The organism is Nitrococcus mobilis Nb-231, from assembly GCF_000153205.1.
In the GTDB taxonomy this organism is placed as follows: domain Bacteria; phylum Pseudomonadota; class Gammaproteobacteria; order Nitrococcales; family Nitrococcaceae; genus Nitrococcus; species Nitrococcus mobilis.
Genome location: NZ_CH672427.1, coordinates 2,906,596 through 2,925,315 on the forward strand (window position 1 = coordinate 2,906,596; position 18,720 = coordinate 2,925,315).

The 18,720-nt window shown below is 62.0% G+C and carries 17 protein-coding genes; 8 read left to right on the forward strand and 9 right to left on the reverse strand.

Annotated features, from left to right (window positions below; genetic code table 11):
* Positions 1-91 precede the first annotated feature (91 nt).
* Genes NB231_RS13240 through NB231_RS13250 form a run of 3 tightly spaced genes read left to right on the forward strand, consistent with a single transcriptional unit; the run spans position 92 to position 2,155 of the window.
* On the forward strand, positions 92-877 hold the full coding sequence (locus NB231_RS13240) for an energy transducer TonB (RefSeq protein WP_156777016.1): 786 nt from the start codon (positions 92-94) through the stop codon (positions 875-877).
* A 9-nt stretch (positions 878-886) separates the two neighbouring features.
* Positions 887-1,648, forward strand: coding sequence for a MotA/TolQ/ExbB proton channel family protein (locus tag NB231_RS13245; protein WP_232210472.1), 762 nt, complete (start codon positions 887-889; stop codon positions 1,646-1,648).
* A gap of 54 nt (positions 1,649-1,702) precedes the next feature.
* Entirely contained in the window at positions 1,703-2,155 is a 453-nt protein-coding gene (locus NB231_RS13250; protein WP_408634383.1) for an ExbD/TolR family protein, read from the forward strand.
* 504 nt (positions 2,156-2,659) lie between these two features.
* Here NB231_RS13250 and NB231_RS13255 read toward each other — a convergent pair.
* Positions 2,660-3,199, reverse strand: a complete 540-nt coding sequence (locus NB231_RS13255) for a thermonuclease family protein (RefSeq protein ID WP_005003729.1) — start codon at positions 3,197-3,199, stop codon at positions 2,660-2,662.
* 24 nt (positions 3,200-3,223) lie between these two features.
* Positions 3,224-3,445: an addiction module protein gene (locus NB231_RS17935; protein WP_084766337.1), complete on the reverse strand. Its 222-nt coding sequence runs from the start codon at positions 3,443-3,445 to the stop codon at positions 3,224-3,226.
* A 169-nt stretch (positions 3,446-3,614) separates the two neighbouring features.
* On the opposite strand from NB231_RS17935, the gene NB231_RS13260 reads away from it, so the two are divergent.
* The 3 genes from NB231_RS13260 (at position 3,615) to NB231_RS13270 (ending at position 4,576) form a co-directional block, all read left to right on the forward strand.
* A complete protein-coding gene (locus NB231_RS13260; protein ID WP_005003731.1) occupies positions 3,615-3,896 on the forward strand; it encodes a type II toxin-antitoxin system Phd/YefM family antitoxin in 282 nt (93 codons plus the stop codon).
* Positions 3,893-4,078, forward strand: a complete 186-nt coding sequence (locus NB231_RS13265) for a PIN domain-containing protein (protein ID WP_005003733.1) — start codon at positions 3,893-3,895, stop codon at positions 4,076-4,078. Before NB231_RS13260 ends, NB231_RS13265 begins: the two co-directional genes overlap by 4 nt.
* Positions 4,079-4,174: 96 nt before the next feature.
* Positions 4,175-4,576, forward strand: a complete 402-nt coding sequence (locus tag NB231_RS13270; RefSeq protein WP_005003736.1) for an RNA-binding S4 domain-containing protein — start codon at positions 4,175-4,177, stop codon at positions 4,574-4,576.
* Positions 4,577-4,708: 132 nt separating this feature from the next.
* On the opposite strand, the gene NB231_RS13275 is transcribed toward NB231_RS13270, so the two are convergent.
* The 7 genes from NB231_RS13275 to NB231_RS13305 all read right to left on the reverse strand — a co-directional run bounded on the left by NB231_RS13275 (position 4,709) and on the right by NB231_RS13305 (position 14,723).
* Complete coding sequence (locus NB231_RS13275) at positions 4,709-5,128, reverse strand: SRPBCC family protein (RefSeq protein WP_005003737.1); 420 nt, start codon at positions 5,126-5,128, stop codon at positions 4,709-4,711.
* 194 nt (positions 5,129-5,322) lie between these two features.
* Complete coding sequence (gene uvrA, locus NB231_RS13280; protein ID WP_005003740.1) at positions 5,323-10,929, reverse strand: excinuclease ABC subunit UvrA; 5,607 nt, start codon at positions 10,927-10,929, stop codon at positions 5,323-5,325.
* A gap of 247 nt (positions 10,930-11,176) precedes the next feature.
* The gene (locus NB231_RS13285; RefSeq protein WP_005003750.1) at positions 11,177-11,968 is read right to left on the reverse strand and encodes an OmpA family protein; all 792 of its coding nucleotides are present in this window, start codon (positions 11,966-11,968) and stop codon (positions 11,177-11,179) included.
* Entirely contained in the window at positions 11,965-12,351 is a 387-nt protein-coding gene (locus tag NB231_RS13290; protein WP_040662416.1) for a DUF4398 domain-containing protein, read from the reverse strand. The genes NB231_RS13285 and NB231_RS13290 overlap by 4 nt, the downstream gene beginning before the upstream one ends.
* A 178-nt stretch (positions 12,352-12,529) precedes the next feature.
* Complete coding sequence (gene murI, locus NB231_RS13295) at positions 12,530-13,384, reverse strand: glutamate racemase (RefSeq protein WP_005003752.1); 855 nt, start codon at positions 13,382-13,384, stop codon at positions 12,530-12,532.
* Between the two features lie 43 nt (positions 13,385-13,427).
* On the reverse strand, positions 13,428-14,081 hold the full coding sequence (locus NB231_RS13300) for a class II aldolase/adducin family protein (protein ID WP_005003753.1): 654 nt from the start codon (positions 14,079-14,081) through the stop codon (positions 13,428-13,430).
* 66 nt (positions 14,082-14,147) lie between these two features.
* Positions 14,148-14,723 carry a YcxB family protein gene (locus NB231_RS13305; protein WP_005003754.1) on the reverse strand — a complete coding sequence of 192 codons (576 nt, stop codon included), beginning with the start codon at positions 14,721-14,723 and terminating at the stop codon, positions 14,148-14,150.
* A gap of 163 nt (positions 14,724-14,886) precedes the next feature.
* Here NB231_RS13305 and NB231_RS13310 point away from each other — a divergent pair, with 163 nt between their 5' ends.
* Both NB231_RS13310 and NB231_RS13315 read left to right on the forward strand, forming a co-directional pair.
* Entirely contained in the window at positions 14,887-15,828 is a 942-nt protein-coding gene (locus NB231_RS13310) for an ABC transporter ATP-binding protein (RefSeq protein ID WP_005003755.1), read from the forward strand.
* Positions 15,821-18,718: a Gldg family protein gene (locus NB231_RS13315; RefSeq protein ID WP_005003757.1), complete on the forward strand. Its 2,898-nt coding sequence runs from the start codon at positions 15,821-15,823 to the stop codon at positions 18,716-18,718. Before NB231_RS13310 ends, NB231_RS13315 begins: the two co-directional genes overlap by 8 nt.
* Positions 18,719-18,720: the final 2 nt, after the last annotated feature.

An 18,720-nucleotide genomic window follows, 5' to 3' on the forward strand; every position in this document is an offset into this window, starting at 1 on the left:
CTCGCCGCGCCGAGTTCCTGGTCAAGGGAGCGGCGGCGCGGGGCTGGTCCGAGTCGCAGTAGGCTCATTTTTACGATAACGAGGCGGCACCGTGCCTACAGCGGCAACATGGACCAATTTGTCTACGCAAACGACGCCGAACTGGTCGGTGGTCGGGTTGGTGCTCGCATTGCACGCCGTGTTGCTATGGGGAATAACGCAGATGCAGCAGCCGGCGCCGGGACTAACGCCCGGTGAACCGCTGATGGTGCGCTTCATTGAAGCGCCGCCGGCGCCCGAGCCGGTAGCACCGGAAACCAAACCTGCTCCGAAGGTCAAACCGGTGCCTAAGCCTAAGCCTAAGCCTAAGCCTAAGCCTAAGCCTAAGCCGCGGGTGGAGCGACCGCCTAAACTGGTCAAACGACCCAAGCCGGTGGAAAAACCGCTTATCGCGCAGACTCGACCCGAGCCGGTACCGATGAAAACGGCGCCGCCCGCCCCGCCTCGCCAGGAACCCGTAGCACAGCCACCGCCCAAGCCGTCACCACCCGTGCAATCGCCGCCGGAGCAAGCGCCGCGCTCGGCGCCAACTAGCGACACGGCCAAGGAAGCACCGATCATCCCGCCCAATATCGTGGCGGCTTATCGGGACAACCCACCGCCGAACTATCCGATGCGTTCGCGCCGCTTGGGTGAACAGGGCAAGGTCTTATTGCGGGTGCACGTCACCGCCAGCGGGCACGTCAGCCAGATCAAGGTGCAGCGTTCTTGCGGTCATCGCCGCTTGGATCGGGCGGCGCTGGAGGCCGTACGCAATTGGCGCTTCGCGCCGGCACGCCAGGCCGGACAGCCCACGGCCGCTTGGGTGCTGGTCCCAATTCAATTCGAACTAAGTTAAGGGTTGACCGTGGAAACCGAACATGCGTTAGGCTTCATTAATTTTCTGCAGCAGGCCGACGGCCTCGCCAAAACCATTTTAGCGCTGATGTTGTTCGCTTCGTTGATCAGCTGGTATTTGATCCTGACCAAGACGGTGCACAATAGCCTGGCGATCAGGCGCAGCCGGCAGTTTCTGGAGTTTTTCTGGGCTACGCCCTCGCTAACCGCCGTGGCCGCACACTTGGAGGAGCAACAGCCGAAAGACCCATTCTCGCGCCTGGCCCACCATGGCGTGATCGCCAGCTCTCATCACGAACGCTACGGGGTAAATCGCGTGAGTACAGCGGGCAGCGCCGGCGACTTCGTCACTCGTGCGCTGCGCAAAGTGATCGACGAGGAGACCGCGCGGGCCGAGTCCGGTCTTACGTTGCTCGCCTCAATCGGCTCCACCGCACCCTTTGTCGGACTACTTGGCACGGTGTGGGGTATCTACCACGCGCTCATTGCCATTGCCCAAAGCGGCAGTGGCGGCTTGGATCAGGTGGCCGGACCGGTAGGCGAGGCGCTCATCATGACCGCTATCGGGCTGGCCGTCGCCATCCCGGCGGTACTCGGTTACAACTTTCTAGTGCGTAGCAATCGGCTGATGTTGGCGCGGCTCGATGGCTTCGCCTACGATCTTTTCGCCTTTCTTGCTACCGGCGCTAAACTCGATGGGCAGGCCCAGCCGACCGAAGTCGTTGCTCATTTGCGCACGGCCGAACCGGCCGTGGCCGGCCGACGGAGCTAAGCTATGGCTTTCGGCAGCTTTAGTGGACAAAGTGGCCGCGATGGTGCGACCCCCATGACGGAAATCAACGTGATACCGTTGGTCGATATCATGCTGGTGTTGCTGGTGATCTTCATCGTCACCGCACCGTTGATCACCCATTCCGTGGAAATCGATCTACCCAAAGTGGCAAGCCAACCGAGCGAGGCGGAACCGGAGAGCGTGCAGGTCGCCATCGACTCCGAGGGCCGCTTTTACTGGGACAGCGAATTGATCGACCGGGACGAGTTGAGCGCGCGCCTGCTTACGGCCGGCGAACGACTGCCAACGCCTGAGTTGCACCTGCACGCCGACCGCTCGACCCGCTACGAGGTACTGGCCGAAATCATGGCTGAAGCAGGCAAAGTGGGGTTGGGCCGGATCGGCTTCGTATCCGATCCCCCGCAAGCTGGCGATCCGCATCAAACGCCAGCACAGCCCGCAGCGATTTCGGCCCGACAAGCACAGCCCCCCACTGCCGATCATTGAGGGTTTCGCTACACGGCGCGCTCCTGCTGCGGGCGATTTTAAATGCAACATTTGGGGCACGACAGTTTATGCCGGCGTTCACCTTGTCACCCGGTAGCACCACCTTCAGCTCCGCGTGCACCAAATTCAACCATAATAGCCCCGCGTAAATCCACTATCTAAAATAAGCAAAAAGATGGATGCCAAGGGTGGATTACTGCGAGGGGTCGTAAAATGCTAGTGATTTTGGCCGCGCCCTTGACGACCGCCGGCGGCGACGCGGATAGCACGCGCGCGCCTAAAGCGGCTCACGCCGTTGCCAGTAGACAATCAGCGAAGACGCATCAATCCTAGGCTGGATAGAGAGGTGGATTCGTGTGACTCGCGATAGAGGGTGAGCATCCCTGCTCATGCTATAAATCCTTTGTTGGAAAGTTTACAGAGATGGATCGGTTTTTTCGCGAGGTGTATCGCATTATTAGAAAATAACTCGCTCGACAGATCGCTACCCGCCCGATGGCGCCCCTAGAACCGCCTAAAGCGTCCAGCCGCACCCTGATGACCGAAACCCGGGTAGCCCTTGTCATCCGTAGTATCCGCGTCGTGCCAGAGTGAACGCCATCGCCATGGCATGACGAATGAGCCCGACCAGATACCGACCCCGGCAGCTTTGGCTTGCCACTCTTCGGCTAAGTAAGCACGGCTGCAGCAGCGATAGGCCGGCGCCCAGCCCCAGCGAACCATCCAGGCATTGAGATCCTGCCCTTGGAGATGGCAGACGGCGATCCGGTGCCCAGCGCGATCTCGTTCATTGCCTTCGCAGCGCACCGTCTGCCCGCCGATGCGGGCGGCCAACGCAGCCGCGGCCTTCTGCCCACATCGCCACGGGAATCCGTCCGAGTCGTAACAGGGCTGAGCGCGTTCGGGAGCATCGATGCCATACAGACGAATGCGTTCGCCCTGGATCTCCAGCGTATCGCCGTCCACCACGAGAGGAATGCCGGCTAAAGTCTCTGCAAATACAAGGTTTGGCAGTAACGCGAGCAGAATCAGAAAAAATCGCATGGAGTGCTTGGTTGGCCAAGTAGCTCAAGGCAACTGACGCTGTAGTCTCTCCCGGGCCTCAGTCCAAGGGCTTTGATCTTCCGGATTATTCTCTGCATCCGAAATGCGGGCATCGAGGAGTAATTTTTCTTTTTCAGTAACGGGTACGTCGTCGGGAGACAGCGTTTCCCATACAGCCTCGATCAGCTCCAATCGTTCGGCGGCGCTGAGGCACTTTACCTGCGAGATTAATGCTGCGTCGATCATGTGTGAAGGATACCGTAGAAGCTGAGTGAGGCCCAACGGAGTAGCGATATGCGGTAAAGGGCGCAAGGGGACGGATTTATTTTATAAATCGTCCCCATTTATATTGGTCCGCGGCGGATTTGTGGTTAGATAATGAATGGCGTAACCGCAACTGCAACTCGACGATGACTTGAAGCAGATTGGTACCCGTGAACTCAAGGGTCACCTGTCTGCCGTGTTGCGGCGGATGCGCGACGGTGAGGAGATTTCGGTGACCTCCCACGGCAAGGTGGTGGTGCGTCTTTCGCCACCACCGGCTGAGGGCGGTGTAGAGTCTGATGCGCTGGCGAGATTGCGCCGCCATGGTTGGTTGCGAGCCGGCAGCGGCAGCCGAATCCGCGGTTCAGCGCGTCCAGCCGCCGTGCCTGACGGTACGGTGGATGAGATTCTGCGCTGGGCGCGCGGCGATTGATCCAGTATTGGGATACCTCGGCGCTGTTGAAACTGTACCTCGAGAAGTCGGGGTCCGAGCAGGTACGCGATGAAGCCTGCCGCGCGGTGGTATGTACGCATCTGATCGCCGGGTGGAGGTGCACGCCGGCCAGGCTGAATGCCGCCGGGCGTGAGTTGGGCATGACGTTGCTTGCCGTGTAGGCTTACAGGTAGCTCCGGCCGAAAAAGTTAGCCGGCTGCAACCGGATCGCCGCTTCCAGGTGCGGCTGGCGCGGTCAAATTCGAGGTATGAATCGAATGTCCAAAACCGAGAGTGAGTCGGTTCGAATTGACCGCTGGCTTTGGGCGGCCCGGTTTTTCAAGACTCGGCGGCTCGCCGTCGATGCCATCAAAGGCGGCAAAGTCAGTGTGAACGGTGTGCGGGCCAAACCGGCGAAAGAATTACGGGTCGGCTCCGAGGTCCGTGTGACCAAGGGCTCATATGAATTCGTGGTGATTGTTCAGGCGCTTGCCGAACAGCGCGGTCCCGCGGTGGAGGCCCAGAAACTTTATCAGGAGCTGGAGTCGAGTATCGAGCGCCGCCAGCGCGTCAGAGAGCAGCATAAAATCGCGGCTGCGGCAATGCCACGTGTGGATCATCGACCCGATAAGCGCGCGCGGCGGCACTTAGCAGAGTTCAAACGTAAGCCGGGCGGGTAGTAATCCGGAGTTTAGGCGATCACGGCTCAGGTGGTGGAAACACGACTCTGAGCATCACTCACCGTACAACCCCCGCGCGCTGGCGAGGGTTGCCGGGTCGTGTAGCGCTTGCGCAACGATGAAACTCGCTCGCTAATCAAACGAGCGTTGCAGCTCGGAGAGCATCGCTTGGTAGACCGCGTCGCCGGGTTCGGCAACCGCGCCCGTGCTGGGCTCCCAGCTCGTCGTCCAGACCACCAGGGTGGTGTTATCCTCGGTAATCGGCACGGCCCGGATTTCGCCGACGAATTCTTGGACGTTATCCTTCGAGGCGGAATCGGTACCGACATCGATACGGTAGCGCATGATCCGCGCCTGGTCGTCCAGACCGACCAGCGTCTCGTAGAAGGTTCCGTTGATGATGCGCTTGGCGCCGATCTGGTTGCCGGCGTAAGCACCCACCGGCTCACACTCGACCTCGTCTGCCGCCCAGGACATGTCGTGGAAGTTCCGCAGTGCGCCCCAAACCCTATTGACGGGGGCGTCGACGACGACCGAATTGAAGCAGCCCATGTCTCGCTCCTTCTGTTCCAATAATTAACGAATTTGTTATCGCCGCGCTCTCGCAAGAGCAGTCCGGACGGCCAAATTAATGCTGAAAGTAGTGTAGTTGACGCATCGGGTGAAGTCTATGACAACCAATGCGCCCCGCAGGCATCTTCGATCAGCAAAGGATTCAGCCGCGTTTACCGCGTAGCGGCCGGCTATCAATCGGCGGCCGGCCGCGATTGAACGATAGCCGGGTTCGAGAAGCGGTTGCAAACGGATCCCCGCTCGGCCAGGAATTCATCGAGAAGGCGTGCCGTGTACGAGCCTTCGCTTACCTGGGCGACCGTCTCGGGTGCTCCCTCCGCCACAATTCGACCACCGCCTTGGCCGCCCTCGGGGCCCAAGTCGATGAGCCAGTCGACCTCGGCAAGCATATCCAGATTATGCTCGATGACGACCACGGTGTTGCCGGCGGCCACGAGCCGGTGCAGCACGCGGATGAGTTTTTCCACATCGGCCATGTGCAGTCCCACCGTGGGTTCATCCAGAAGGTAAAGCGTATGCGGCGAGCGGCCGCGGCGCTCGCCGGGCCGGGCCTTGGCGAGCTCCGTGACGAGCTTGAGGCGCTGCGCTTCCCCGCCGGAGAGCGTGGGGCTCGGCTGACCGAGGGCCAGGTAGCCGAGGCCCGTGTCCTGGAGCAAGCGCAGGGCATGCTGGATTTTGCGATGAACGCCGAAGAACTCGGCGGCCTCGGCGACGCTCAGCTGCAGCACAGCGCCGATGGACTGGCCGCGGTATTCGACGGCCAAGGTCTCCGGCGTAAAGCGCAGCCCGTTACACAGATCGCAGCGCAGGGTGACGTCCGGCAGGAAACTCATCGCCACCCGCTGCAGGCCCTGACCCTCGCAGGCTGGGCAACGGCCGTCCTTGGTATTAAAGGAGAAGCGCCCTGGGCCATAGCCGCGCACGCGCGCCTCTTCGGTTTGCGCGAACAGGCGGCGGACATCATCCCAGAAGCCGACATAGGTGGCCGGGCAGGAGCGCGGCGTTTTGCCGATCGGGCTTTGGTCGACTTCCAGTACCCGGTCTATCGACTCCCAGCCTATGAGGTCCTTGCAGTCGCGCAAAGGTGCCCGTGAGCGACTGCGCTTGGCGGCTACGAGCCGTCGTAGGTTGGCGTACAGAACAGTGCGTACCAGGGTGCTCTTACCCGAGCCGGAGACGCCGCTGACCCCCACCAGTCGCCCCAGTGGCAGAGACACATCGATCCCGTGCAGGTTGTGCCGGTTGGCGCCGACGAGCCGGATAACCCGGTCGGGGGTTTGTGGTCGACGGCGGCGGGCAAGCAGTGGATGACGCAGCGGCTCGGCCAGCAAGCGCCCGGTGAGCGAGTCCGCGCTTTGCGCCAGTTGCAGCGGCGTTCCGGTGGCCACCACGTGCCCGCCCGCCGCGCCGGCCGCCGGTCCGAGATCGATCACATGTTCGGCGCAGCGGATGGTTTCCTCGTCGTGTTCGACGACAACAATGGTGTTGCCCTTGGCCCGCAACCGCCGGAGGCTGTCGAGCAGCATCCGATTATCCCGCGGATGCAGGCCAATCGTGGGTTCGTCCAGAACATAACAGGCGCCGTGGAGGCTGGAGCCGAGTTGAGCGGCGAGCCGAATCCGTTGCGCCTCACCGCCGGAGAGCGTGGGAGCGGCGCGGTCCAAGGTCAGATAACTAAGCCCCACCTCCTTGAGGAAAGCGAGACGGTGGCATAGTTCCGGCAACAGATCGCGAGCAATCGCGGCCTCGCGCCCAGTAAGCTCGAGGCTGTCGAAAATGTGTGCGGCCGCCTCGACCGACAGAGCAGTGTAATCGGCGATGTTTCGGCCCTGGAACCGGATGGCGAGCGCTTCAGGGCATAGGCGGCGTCCCTGACAAGCCGGGCAAGGGTGCGGTTCGGCATCGCTCTCGGCCACCAGCCACTCGACTTCCTCGCCCGTTTGCAGCGCGTCAAACCCGGCGAGTACGACACCGACCCCATAACAGCTCGGACACCAGCCGTGCTTGGAATTGAACGAGAGGCGTCGCGGGTCGGCTTCTTGGAAGCTACGCCCGCAGTTCGGGCAGGCACGCTGGATAGAAAACAACGCTTCGCCCGGCTTGCCGAAGTCCACCTTGACGCGGCCCTTGCCGAGCTCGAGTGCCCACTGCAGCTGCGCTCGCAGTCGCGCCTCATTTTCGGGCTCGAGCATCAGCTCGGCGACGGGCAGATCAATGTCGTGCTCACGGTAGCGGTCCAGGCGCGGCCAGTTGGCCGTGGGTAGCAGCACACGATCCACGCGCAGTTGCGTGAAGCCTTTGCCCGCGGCCCACTTGGCGAGCTCCGTGTAATAGCCCTTGCGGGCGGTTACAAGCGGTGCGAGTACGTGAGCCGGTCGGCCCCGGTGGGCGCGCAGTAGCCGGGCGACGATGGCGTCCACGGTTTGTGCCTCGATCGGCAGATCGCAGTCCGGACAGTGTTGGACTCCGAGTTTGACGAACAGCAAGCGCAGAAAATGATACAGCTCGGTCTGGGTCGCTACGGTGCTCTTGCGCCCGCCGCGGCTGGTGCGCTGCTCGATTGCGACCGTAGGTGGAATACCGAAGATGGCATCCACCTCCGGTCGGGCGGCCGGTTGGACAAACTGCCGGGCGTAGGCGTTGAGTGATTCGAGGTAACGGCGCTGGCCTTCGTTGTAGAGGATATCGAAGGCCAGAGTGCTTTTGCCGGAGCCGGAAATTCCGGTGATTACCGTAAGCCGATCGCGCGGTACATGCACGTCGATGTTCTTCAGGTTGTGCTCGCGGGCGTGATGGATGTAGATGCTCTCGGCGCCGTGTTGCGCCGCGGGGACCGCCGCACCGGGTTCGGCTGTTGCGCTGTTCGAGGACAACGGCTTTGTTGCACGGGCTTTCAGATACGCCGCCAGGGCCTGCCCAGTATGGCTTGCCGCGACAGCCATGACCTGCGCCGGCGAGCCGCTGCAGACGATCTCGCCGCCGCGCTCACCGCCTTCGGGGCCGAGATCGATGATCCAGTCCGCCGCCGCGATGACATCGAGGTTATGCTCGATGACGAGCAGGGAGTGGCCAGCTTGCAGCAAGCGCTCGAAGGCGTGCAGGAGCGTGGCGATATCCTCGAAATGCAGCCCGGTGGTCGGTTCGTCGAACAGGAACAGCAGCCGTTTATGTTGGGCTTGGCGCCGGGCGGCGCCGGTGAGATGGCCGGCCAGCTTCAAGCGCTGTGCTTCGCCACCGGAGAGCGTCGGGACCGGCTGGCCGAGCTGCAGGTACCCCAAACCGACCGCCTCCAATGGCGTCAAGGCGGCGACGATATCGGGGTAGTCAGCGAAGAAGGCGCTGGCCTGGGTTACGGTCATGGCCAACACGTCGGCCACGGATTTCGGCGTTGTCCGGCAGTCGGCGGAAGGGGCGAGTTTCACTTCCAATACTTCGGCGCGGTAGCGGCGGCCGTCACAATCCGGGCACCGCAGATAGACGTCGCTGAGAAATTGCATCTCCACGTGCTCGAAGCCGTTGCCGCCGCAGCTTGGACAACGCCCGCTGCCGCTGTTGAAACTGAAGGTTCCGGGTTGATAGCCGCGCTCCCGTGCCAGTGGTTCGGCGGCGAACGCCTTGCGGATGGCGGTGAAGGCGCCCACGTAGCTGGCGGGGTTGGAGCGTGTGGTCTTGCCGATGGGTGATTGATCCACCAGCACCACCTCGTCGAGTTGCTCGTGACCGTGCAGTGCGGTGAATTGCCCGGGCCGTTCCGCCGGTCGACCCTGCAGTTTGCGCAGGGCGTTGTAGAGCACGCTTTGCAATAAGGTGGATTTGCCGGACCCGGATACTCCAGTGAGCACCGCGAGCCGCTGCAACGGGAGTCGCACATCGAGGTTTTTGAGGTTGTGCGCGGCAGCGCCGTCAATCTCCAGCCATAGACTGGGTGAGCCGCGTGGGCGTTCTATCTCGGCCGAGCCGATGGTGCGACGTCCGCTGAGATAGTCCGCCGTGAGCGAACCTCGCGCCTGCAGCAGCTCAGCCGGCGGGCCGCAGAAAACGATGTCACCACCGCGCTCGCCGGGCCCGGGCCCCAAATCGAGAATCCGATCGGCCGCGCGCATGACTTGGGGGTCGTGCTCGACAACCAACAGCGTGTTGCCGGCATCGCGCAGGCGCTGCATCACCTCGATGATGCGCTGCATGTCCCGCGGGTGCAGGCCAATGCTGGGCTCGTCCAGCACGAACAGCGTGTTCACCAGCGAGGTGCCGAGTGCCGTGGTCAGATTGATCCGCTGCACCTCGCCGCCGGAGAGCGTGCGTGATTGGCGATCGAGGGTGAGATAGCCGAGTCCGACCTCGCCGAGGTAGCGCAGCCGCGTGCGGATACCCTCGAGCAGCACCTCCGCCGCTTCGTCCATTGGAGCCGGAAGTTGCAGGAGCTGAAAGAAGTGGACGGCGCGCTCGAGCGGTAATCGCATGAGATCGTGAATACTGAGTCCCGGCAGTTTGGTCAGGCGCTCTCGCGGCAGTGCGGCGCCGGCGGGGTAGAAGCGTGCCGCGGGGTCGAGTACCGCGTCGGCGTCTTTGCGGCGGCCCAGGCGCCAAAGCAGGGTCTGCGGTTTGAGTCGCGCTCCGTGGCAGGCCGAGCACAGATCATAGCTGCGGTACTTCGAGAGCAGTACCCGCACATGCATCTTGTAACTTTTCGACTCCAGCCAGTCGAAATAACCTCGCACGCCGTACCAGCGGTCTGCGCCGTCCCCCTCACCGTCGAGGACCCAGCGTCGGTCGCTTTCCGTTAGATTGCACCAGGGGGTATCGGTGGGTAGGTCGCGGTGGCGTGCAAAGCGCAGTAGATCGCGTTGGCATTCGGCGGATTGCCCGGAGCGCCACGGTCGGATAGCCCCTGCGGCGAGGCTGAGTCGTTCATCCGGGATCACCGCAGCGTAGTCGATCCCCAGCGTGCGACCGAAGCCGCGGCAGACAGTGCAGGCGCCGATCGGTGAGTTGAAGGAGAAGAAGCTAGGATGTGGGTCGGTGTAGTGGAGGTCGCAGTCGGCGCAGTGCAGATCCGTTGAGAACCGCCACGGGGCTTGGGGTTGGCGGTGCTCGTCGAGGGGGTAGACGCTCGTTCGGCCGAGGCCATGCTTGAGAGCCGCCTCCAAGGCCTCGACGATCCGATTCCGGTGATTCGCTGCAAGGCGCAGACGATCTTGGCTCACCTCGATACGCTGGTTATCCGTAGAGTGCAGCCGGGTGTAGCCCTGTCGCCCTAGGAGCGCGCGGATCTCCTCCGGCGTGAAGTTTGCCGGCACCTCGACCGCGAAGGTGATTATGGCTCGTTGGCCTTCGCCGCGGGCGATTAACTGCTCGAAGATGCCATCGGCGGTATCGCGTACCACGCGGTGACCGCAGCGCTGGCAATACAGCCGTGCCGCACGGGCGAACAGCAGCTTCAGATGATCGTTCAACTCGGTCATGGTGCCCACGGTGGAGCGTGAGCTGCGCACCGGGTTGGTCTGATCGATGGCGATGGCAGGAGGGATCCCATCGATGCGCTCGGCGGCGGGTTTGTCCATTCGATCCAGGAACTGTCGGGCATACGGTGAGAACGTCTCGACATAGCGGCGCTGGCCTTCCGCGTAGACGGTATCGAAGGCGAGCGAGGATTTGCCCGATCCGCTGACGCCGGTGATCACCACCAATTCGCCTAAGGGGATATCGAGATCGAGATTGCGCAGATTATTTTGGCGCGCACCTCGGATTGAAATGCATCTTTTCGACAAAGACTTAAACATCCCTCTCGTCGCGGTTTGCGAGCAGTGCCTATGTGGAGATGGCGGGCATGGAGTCGCTCATCAAGCGGACTTTAGATCGTTGCGCTAATCGATCATAGGGCGAATGATCACCGGTGGCTGCATTCCGCTATAGGTGGGCTGACTTCGGATCATCGATCAATCCGCCACGGCAGCGCCCTGCAGCGCTCCGTGGCGGGGATGGTGAAGGATTTGAGGTCCCAGCTGGCGCTGGGGCTGGGTCTTACGGTCAGTTTGCTTGGTTCAGGAGGGTGAACTCCACTCGCCGATTGAGTTGCCGTCCCTGCTCCGTCGCATTGGAGGCGACTGGATTACTCTCGCCGCGCCCGACCACACGCATGCTCGCCCGCTCGACCCCCCGCTGTGCCATTGCATCGGCGACCGACTGGGCTCGGCGCTTAGAGAGGCGTTGGTTGTAGTTTGCGGCGCCGGTGCTGTCGGTGTAGCCCACGATTTTTACCTGTATCTGCGGACGCTCACGTAGGTAAGTGGCGAGTTTGTCAAGCGGTGCCTGCGCGGCCGATTGCAGCCGCGCGCTGTCGAAGGCAAACAGCACATGGCTGAGGGTGAGCATGATGCCTTGCTCGGTCTGTTTGGGCTTGAGCTCGGCGAGTTGTTCCCTGAGCACTTCGATCTGGCGTTGTTGCGTCTCCACTAGCTGACTGCGGCTCTGGAGCCGAAGCGTATCGCGTTGCTTCATGATCTGCTGGGATTGCACAATGGCGGCTTGCTTCGCCGCCTCGGCCTGGGCGATCTCGGCGTGCCGTTGTGCCGTGTAGGCTAGATGTTCGGCGCGGGCTTGGTTCTGCTCCTCCGTCCAAGCGGTTTGCGCTGCCTGTAGGCTGTCCTGCGCCCGGCGCAGTTCCACGGCGGTGTAAGCCTGAACCTGCTGGTCGGCGGCGGCTCGGGCGACCGCTTGCTGTGCCGTCCCGAGCGCATCGAGGTTTTGCTGCACGGGGGCCGACCTGCAGGCCGCGAGCAAAGCCGAGCCCAATAAGGCGATTAGGATACGATGGTTCATCGTCCGGCCCCTCCTTGCTGAATCTCCTCGCGCAGCGTCTCAAGACTCTTTTGCAGATCGGCCTTTTGTGCCTGTGCTTGTTTAGCCTCGGCCTGAGTCTGCGCCAAGCGCGCGTCTAGGGTCGCTTCTTCGGCGAGACGGCGCGCCTCGAGGTAGCTTTTAGGCTCGGTGGCGAGCCGGCGGGCCTTATCAAGCCGCTGTTTGGCTTCATACAAGGGTACCGATTGGCTCTCTCGGCCGACCGTCTGCTCGGCCTGGGTGATCGCGTACTGCGCTTTGGACAGCGCATCATCGGGTTTCTCGGGGGGGGGCGAGGCGCATGCTGAAAGCAGCACGGCGGCTGATAGCAGCATGCCATAACGCACGGGAGTTTTGGAGTGCATTCCTTGCTCCTCTGTTGGTTGGTTTATTTTGTGTTTTATTTGGCGTACCGATTACGGAACTCAACCCTTGATGATTTTTAGAGTTCGGTTAATCTTCGTTCCCCGTAACTATAGCCAAATAGGTGGTTTGCTGCGATCTTGGCGACCATATGCTGCTGTGGGAGCCGAGCCGCGTATGCTACCCTCCCGTTGCTTGTCTGCCCGGGTCGGATTGGGATGTGGGCAGCGCCGGTAGCGCATCGATCACCAGTGCGCTGTGGTCGGGGCCGGCCAGGCGTTGCGCAATGGCCCGGGCGGAACTTGTCGTCGCACTCGTCCAGATACGGATCAGGCCGCCGCCGGCGCTTGACCGAACCAAATCCTTTTCCTCGAGCCGCCGCCGAAGCTCGCGCGCGACCGCGGGGCCGGTATCGATGATGGCTATCTCGGGGCCGGCCGCACGCTCGATTAAGGGCCGCAAATGGGGGTAATGCGTGCAACCCAGTACGATCGTATCGCTGCCTTGGTGTAGCAGGTAGCTCACATGCGCCTCGACCCGCCGCATGGCCTCGATCCCGTCGATTTCGCCGCGTTCGACCAGCAGCACCAGATCCGGCGCCGGCCGGGTTACGACCTGCACCGCGCCTGCAAAGCGCGCCAGTAGTCCCGCGAAACGAGCACTCGCCAGCGTGCCTTCGGTTGCAAGTACCCCGACCACATTGCAGCGGGTGGCGGCCGCGGCGCGCTTCACGGCGGGTTCCATGGCGATGATGGGCAATTCGAACTGCCGGCGCAGTGCTTCGGCGGCCGCCGCGGTGGCGGTATTACAGGCGACGACCAGCGCCTTGGCCCGCTGGGTCTGGAGAAAACCGGCCAGCGCCAGGGCGCGCGTGCGGATGAACGCGGCGGAGCACCCACCGTAAGGCGCGTGAGCACAATCTGCAACATAAAGCAGCTGTTCCGTCGGTAGCAGCCGCCGAATGGCGTGGACGACCGACAGTCCGCCCAGGCCAGAGTCGAAAATGCCGATCGGGTCGTCGCACGCAGTGCCCATCGGGAGCCTTGTTCCTTGTCGTGGCCGGCGCGTCGCTTTCCGGTCAGTATCGATCCGTTAGTTCCAATGCTCGAGCCAGCAGGGCGAGCATGGCGCAGCCGGCCGCCTCGGCGCTGGACCCGAAGCTGACAACGCCGTCCTCGTGGCCGCCCAGCGCGAGGGCGCCGCTGCGGCGGACCTCGGCGGCGGCGAGCAGCCGGCCCACCTCGGCGGCCATCGCCGGCGTTCCGTAGGGCACATCGGCCGCAGTGAGCGCAACGCCCAGCGCTTGGGCGTGCCGCCATATCGCGGGACAGTGGGCGTGGAAGACATAGGTGAACTCCGGCGCGGTCGCATAGATGGCGCCGTGGGTCAGTGCCTCGGAAGAAGGATGAATCGGACCCTCGGCTAGAATGCGATTGTGTCTGGTATCGCACTCCCGTACCCACACATAATGCTTTGGTTCCAGTCGGGCGAGGTGGCCTGTTTGGGTGCCGCTGATTAGAAACGCCGGGGCACGCGCGTCATGCGGGTTCTCCTGCCGCCGGCTCAGGTTGCCGAAGTCGAGGCCGGCGTAGCGGGTAGGATCCTGCCCGATCAGCCCGAGCTTGCGCAGCAACTCCCGCCAAGCGTTCAGCGAGCGGATCAGCGCCGTCTCGGGTGGATCGCTCCAGCGGTGATCGAGCCGATATTTGATGACGCCTTCCTGTTCGGTCATCGCTTGCGCCGTGTCGTCGACACCTGACCACCCGCAATTAAAATAATCCGACCACGCCGGCGCGGCTCAGATAATCTCTCCGTCGTTGGCCTCGATTTTGCCCATGATCAACTCACGCAGACCAGGCGAGAGATCGCGCAATGGCAAAATGGTGAAGGCATTGCCGCGCGTGAACAACAACCAGGCTTCATCGAGCCTGAGCAACCGATTGAATTCCTGCCACGCCATTTGGCCTTGGCCGCTGGCGACCCGCGCCTCGATGCCCGCGTCGTCGAATCGGTAGCAAGCCGCCTCGCCTTGTTCGGTCTGATACGCTCGAAGCCAGCGTAGGAACATCAGGGAGCGCAAGAGCATCGGCAGTACGACCACGAAAATCAGCACTCCGACCAATACCCAGGTATACCAGCTGTAATTCTGCTTCAAAAGGAGAGTGGTTACGGCGTAGCCGATGAGAAGCGCCGCCAGATAACGTTTGCGCCCCAAGTAGCTGTTAAGGAGCTTGCGCAATACGCGGCGCAACATGGGCTTTTCGATTCGGACCGTAATCTCGTAAGATCGGGGCGGCTCGTTGCCGGCTTGGTTCGAACCGGAAAGAGGGGTCTGTTCGGGAATCGTGGCTGTATTGTCAACGACGCTGGACATGGCTAAATAGACTCGTATGTGTAACTGGAAAGGCCCATTTTAATCGTTCTAACCTGGCGCTACACTCTGCCCTTGGCAGCGGGTCCGGATCCGCCTGCCTCGTCGCCTCGGGGCGGCCGCACCTCTCGATCACCTAGAACGAATGCAAGGGGCCTGTTTCGCAATGATCGAAGCAGAACAATTGTCGCTTAGCTACGGTGCTGTCAAGGCCGTCTGCGATGTTTCCTTCCGAATAGCCCGTAGCGAGATCGTCGGTTTGTTGGGCCACAATGGGGCTGGTAAGACGACGATCATGAAAATGCTGACCGGCTATCTCGAGCCGAGCGCCGGGCGCATTACCATCGACGGCTTCGATATCACTCGGGAGCGCCATGAAATCCAACGCTGCATCGGCTATTTGCCGGAGAACTGCCCGGTCTATCCAGATATGAGTGTGATCGATTACCTGGATTATCAGGCGTCCTTGCAGGGCGTGCCGTCGGCCGAGCGCGCGGCAGCCACTCGCCAAGCGATCCGCAGCACGGGCCTCGAACCCCGGGCTATGCACAGTGTAGCCACCCTATCGCGCGGCTATCGGCAACGGGTCGGCGTGGCGCGGGCGATCCTGCATAAGCCGCGCATCGTCATCCTGGACGAGCCCACCAATGGGCTTGATCCGAGCCAGATTCAGCACATGCGCAAGTTAATACGCGAGCTCGCCCAGCACGCCACGGTGCTGCTCTCGACACACATTCTGCAGGAGGTCGAGGCGGTATGCACTCGGGTGCTGATGATTCGCCAGGGCCGCCTGGCGCTCGATGCCAAGCTCAGTGAACTTGATCAAACCCACGGCCTGCAGGTCTGCGTGGGCGCGCCGCCCAAGCGGGTCCGCGCCGTGCTTGCCGCGGTCGGCGGCGTTGAGCGTATCGAGGAGACCGGCGCCGAGCAAGGTCGCTACAGTTATCGATTGCAACTGGGAGAGAGCGACCCGGCGGGGATTGCTTGCGCCGTGGGACGCGCCATGCATGCAAACGGCATTGCGCTCTACCGGTTGCAGCCGGAGATCATGGAGCTCGAGGCGGTATTCCGTGAGATCAACGAGGCAGAGGAGGCCGTCCATGCCTGATGTGCTGAGGGTCGCGCGTAAGGAGCTCGCGGCCTTCTTCGGTTCACCGGTTGCCTATATCTTTCTGGCGGCCTTCCTCGGCGTAACGTTATTCGTCTTTTTCTGGGTGGAGACTTTCTTCGCCCGTGATCTTGCCAACGTTCGGCCATTGTTCCAGTGGATGCCGATCCTGCTCATCTTTCTCGTAGCCGCCGTGACCATGCGGATGTGGAGTGAGGAGCGTCGCTCGGGAACGCTGGAGCTGTTGATGACCGTGCCGGTTACTCCGTTACGGCTGGTGCTCGGCAAGTTTCTCGCCTGCCTCGCTCTGGTGGCGGTGGCGTTGGTACTGACCTTGCCGCTGCCGATCATGGTTGCTCTATTGGGGCCGTTGGATTGGGGCCCGGTGGTTGGCGGCTATTTAGCGACGTTATTGCTTGCTGCGGCCTATGCCGCCATTGGCTTGTATGTCTCTTCACGTACCGACAATCAGATCGTCAGTCTTATTGGCAGCGTGTTGATCTGTACGCTGTTCTATCTCATCGGCTCCAGTACCCTCACCGATCTGTTTGGGCAGCGGGTCGCGGATGGATTAGCGTTGCTCGGCACGGGCGCGCGGTTCGACTCCATCACGCGTGGCGTGCTCGATCTGCGCGACCTCTATTACTATCTCAGCCTGGTCGGTGTGTTCTTGACGCTCAACGTCTATTCGCTGGAACGGTTGCGCTGGGCGGGTTCCGAGGCGGCTGGGCAGGGCAGGCACCGGCAGTGGCAGGTCGCAGCGGCGCTGTTCATCGCCAATTTCGTAGCGGCCAATTTCTGGCTGCAACCGATTGGCTGGGCCCGCGCGGATATTACGGCGGGCCAGATCTATTCCATCTCTCCGGCGACTCGCCTCTATCTCTCCCAGCTCCAGGAGCCGCTGCTTATCCGCGGCTATTTCAGCGCCAAGACGCACCCGTTGTTGGCGCCGCTGGTGCCGCAACTCGAGAATCTGCTGCAAGAGTATGCAGTGGTTGGCGGCAAGCGCGTCCATGTGGGCTTGGTCGATCCTCAGCAAGACGCGCAGCTCGAGCGCGAGGCGAACGAGAGTTACGGCATCAAGCCCGTGCCGTTTCGCACCGAAAGCAAGTATCAAGCTGGGGTGGTCAACTCGTATTTCAACATCCTGGTGAAGTACGGCGATCAGTATGGAACGTTGAATTTCCGCGACCTGGTCGAGGTCAAGGGCGGCTCGGCAGGGCAGCTGCAGGTGGAGCTGCGCAATCCCGAGTACCAGATCACGCGGACCATCAAGAAAGTGATCTACGCCTATCAAGGGGGCGGCAACGTGTTCAGTCATATCACCGAGCCGGTCACCTTCCATGGTTTTCTATCGAGCGACCACCGCCTACCCGCCGATCTGGTGCAGTTGCGCAAGGGCTTGGATTCCATTCTTGGAAAGTTGCGTGCCGAGTCGCACGGAATGCTACAGGTTCGAATCCGGGATCCGCAGGCCGATGGCGGTGAACTGGCCCGGCAGATCCAGCAGCAATACGGCTTTCAGCCCATGGTCACGAGCTTGTTGGACTCCAACCGATTCTACTTTTACATGCTGCTGCAACGGGGTGATCAGACGGTGCCGGTGCCATTGCCCGAGAGCCTCGATCGGGCGGATCTCAAGCGCAACATCGAAGCGGCTTTGAAACGCTTCGCAACGGGTTTATTGAAGACCATCGCGCTCTATACTCCGCCGCCGCAGCCGGGCTACTACGGTAGCGGGATGGCGCGCTACCAGGCTTTGGAGGCCAAGTTGCGGGAGAATGCCGCAGTGCGCCCGACCGATCTGAAAACGGGTCGGGTGCCGGCGGCGAGCGATCTGTTACTGGTGGTCTCGCCTTGGGAACTCGACGATAAACAGCTATTCGCCATCGATCAGTTCCTAATGCGGGGTGGTACGGTCGCCATCGCCGCTTCACCGTTCGACGTGGGCCTTGGCCGCGCCGGCCTCACGGTTAGAAAGCGTCGGACCGGCTTGGAGAAGTGGCTCGCGGCCAAGGGCATCAAAATCACCGAGACCATGGTCCTCGATCCACAAAACATCGCGCTGCCGATTCCAGTGGAGCGCATGGCAGGCGGTGTACGGGTACAGGAGATCCGCAGTCTGGCTTACCCCTATTTGGTAGACATCCGGCCGGATGGCATGCTTGCCGACAGCCCCATCACCGCGGGTCTCGAGCAGGTCACCATGGATTGGGCCTCGCCGGTGCGGATCGAGGCGCAGGCCAATGAGGAGCGCAAGGTGATCCGGGTGCTGCAGAGCTCGCCCGAGGCGTGGAGTTCGGAGTCGGAGGTCATCGAACCAAACTTCGAGCGTTACGGGAGCATGGGTTTCGCCACCGGCGAAGACCGCGGCCGCAAGCTACTGGCGGGCGTCGTACAAGGGCGATTCCAGTCTTTTTTCAAAGACAAGCCCTCACCCCTGCTCGCGGATAAGCACGAGGATGACGACGCGGCGGGGGAGGCTAAGACGGATGCGGGCGAAGAGGATACCAAGCTAAAAGTCGCCGGTGTGATCGAGCGCTCGCCTGCCTCCGCCCGGCTTATCCTGTTCGGCTCCAGCAGCTTTCTCGCCGATTCCGCGCTTGATTTGATCGCTAATGCGACCGGGACCCAGTATTTGAATCCAGTACAGCTTGTGCAGAACGCCATCGATTGGTCGCTGGAGGACCCGGGCTTACTTGCAATTCGCGGTCGCAGCCATTTCTCGCGCTTGCTCGAACCCCTTTCGGAGGACACCCAGCGCTTTTGGGAATATCTTAGCTACGGTTTCGGGCTCGGTGGTTTGGCGATCGTCTTTGGTGTTCAACGAGTTATGCGGCGGCGACGGGAGCGCTACTATTTGGCCGTGCTGCGGGAAGGGAAGGTCTGAGC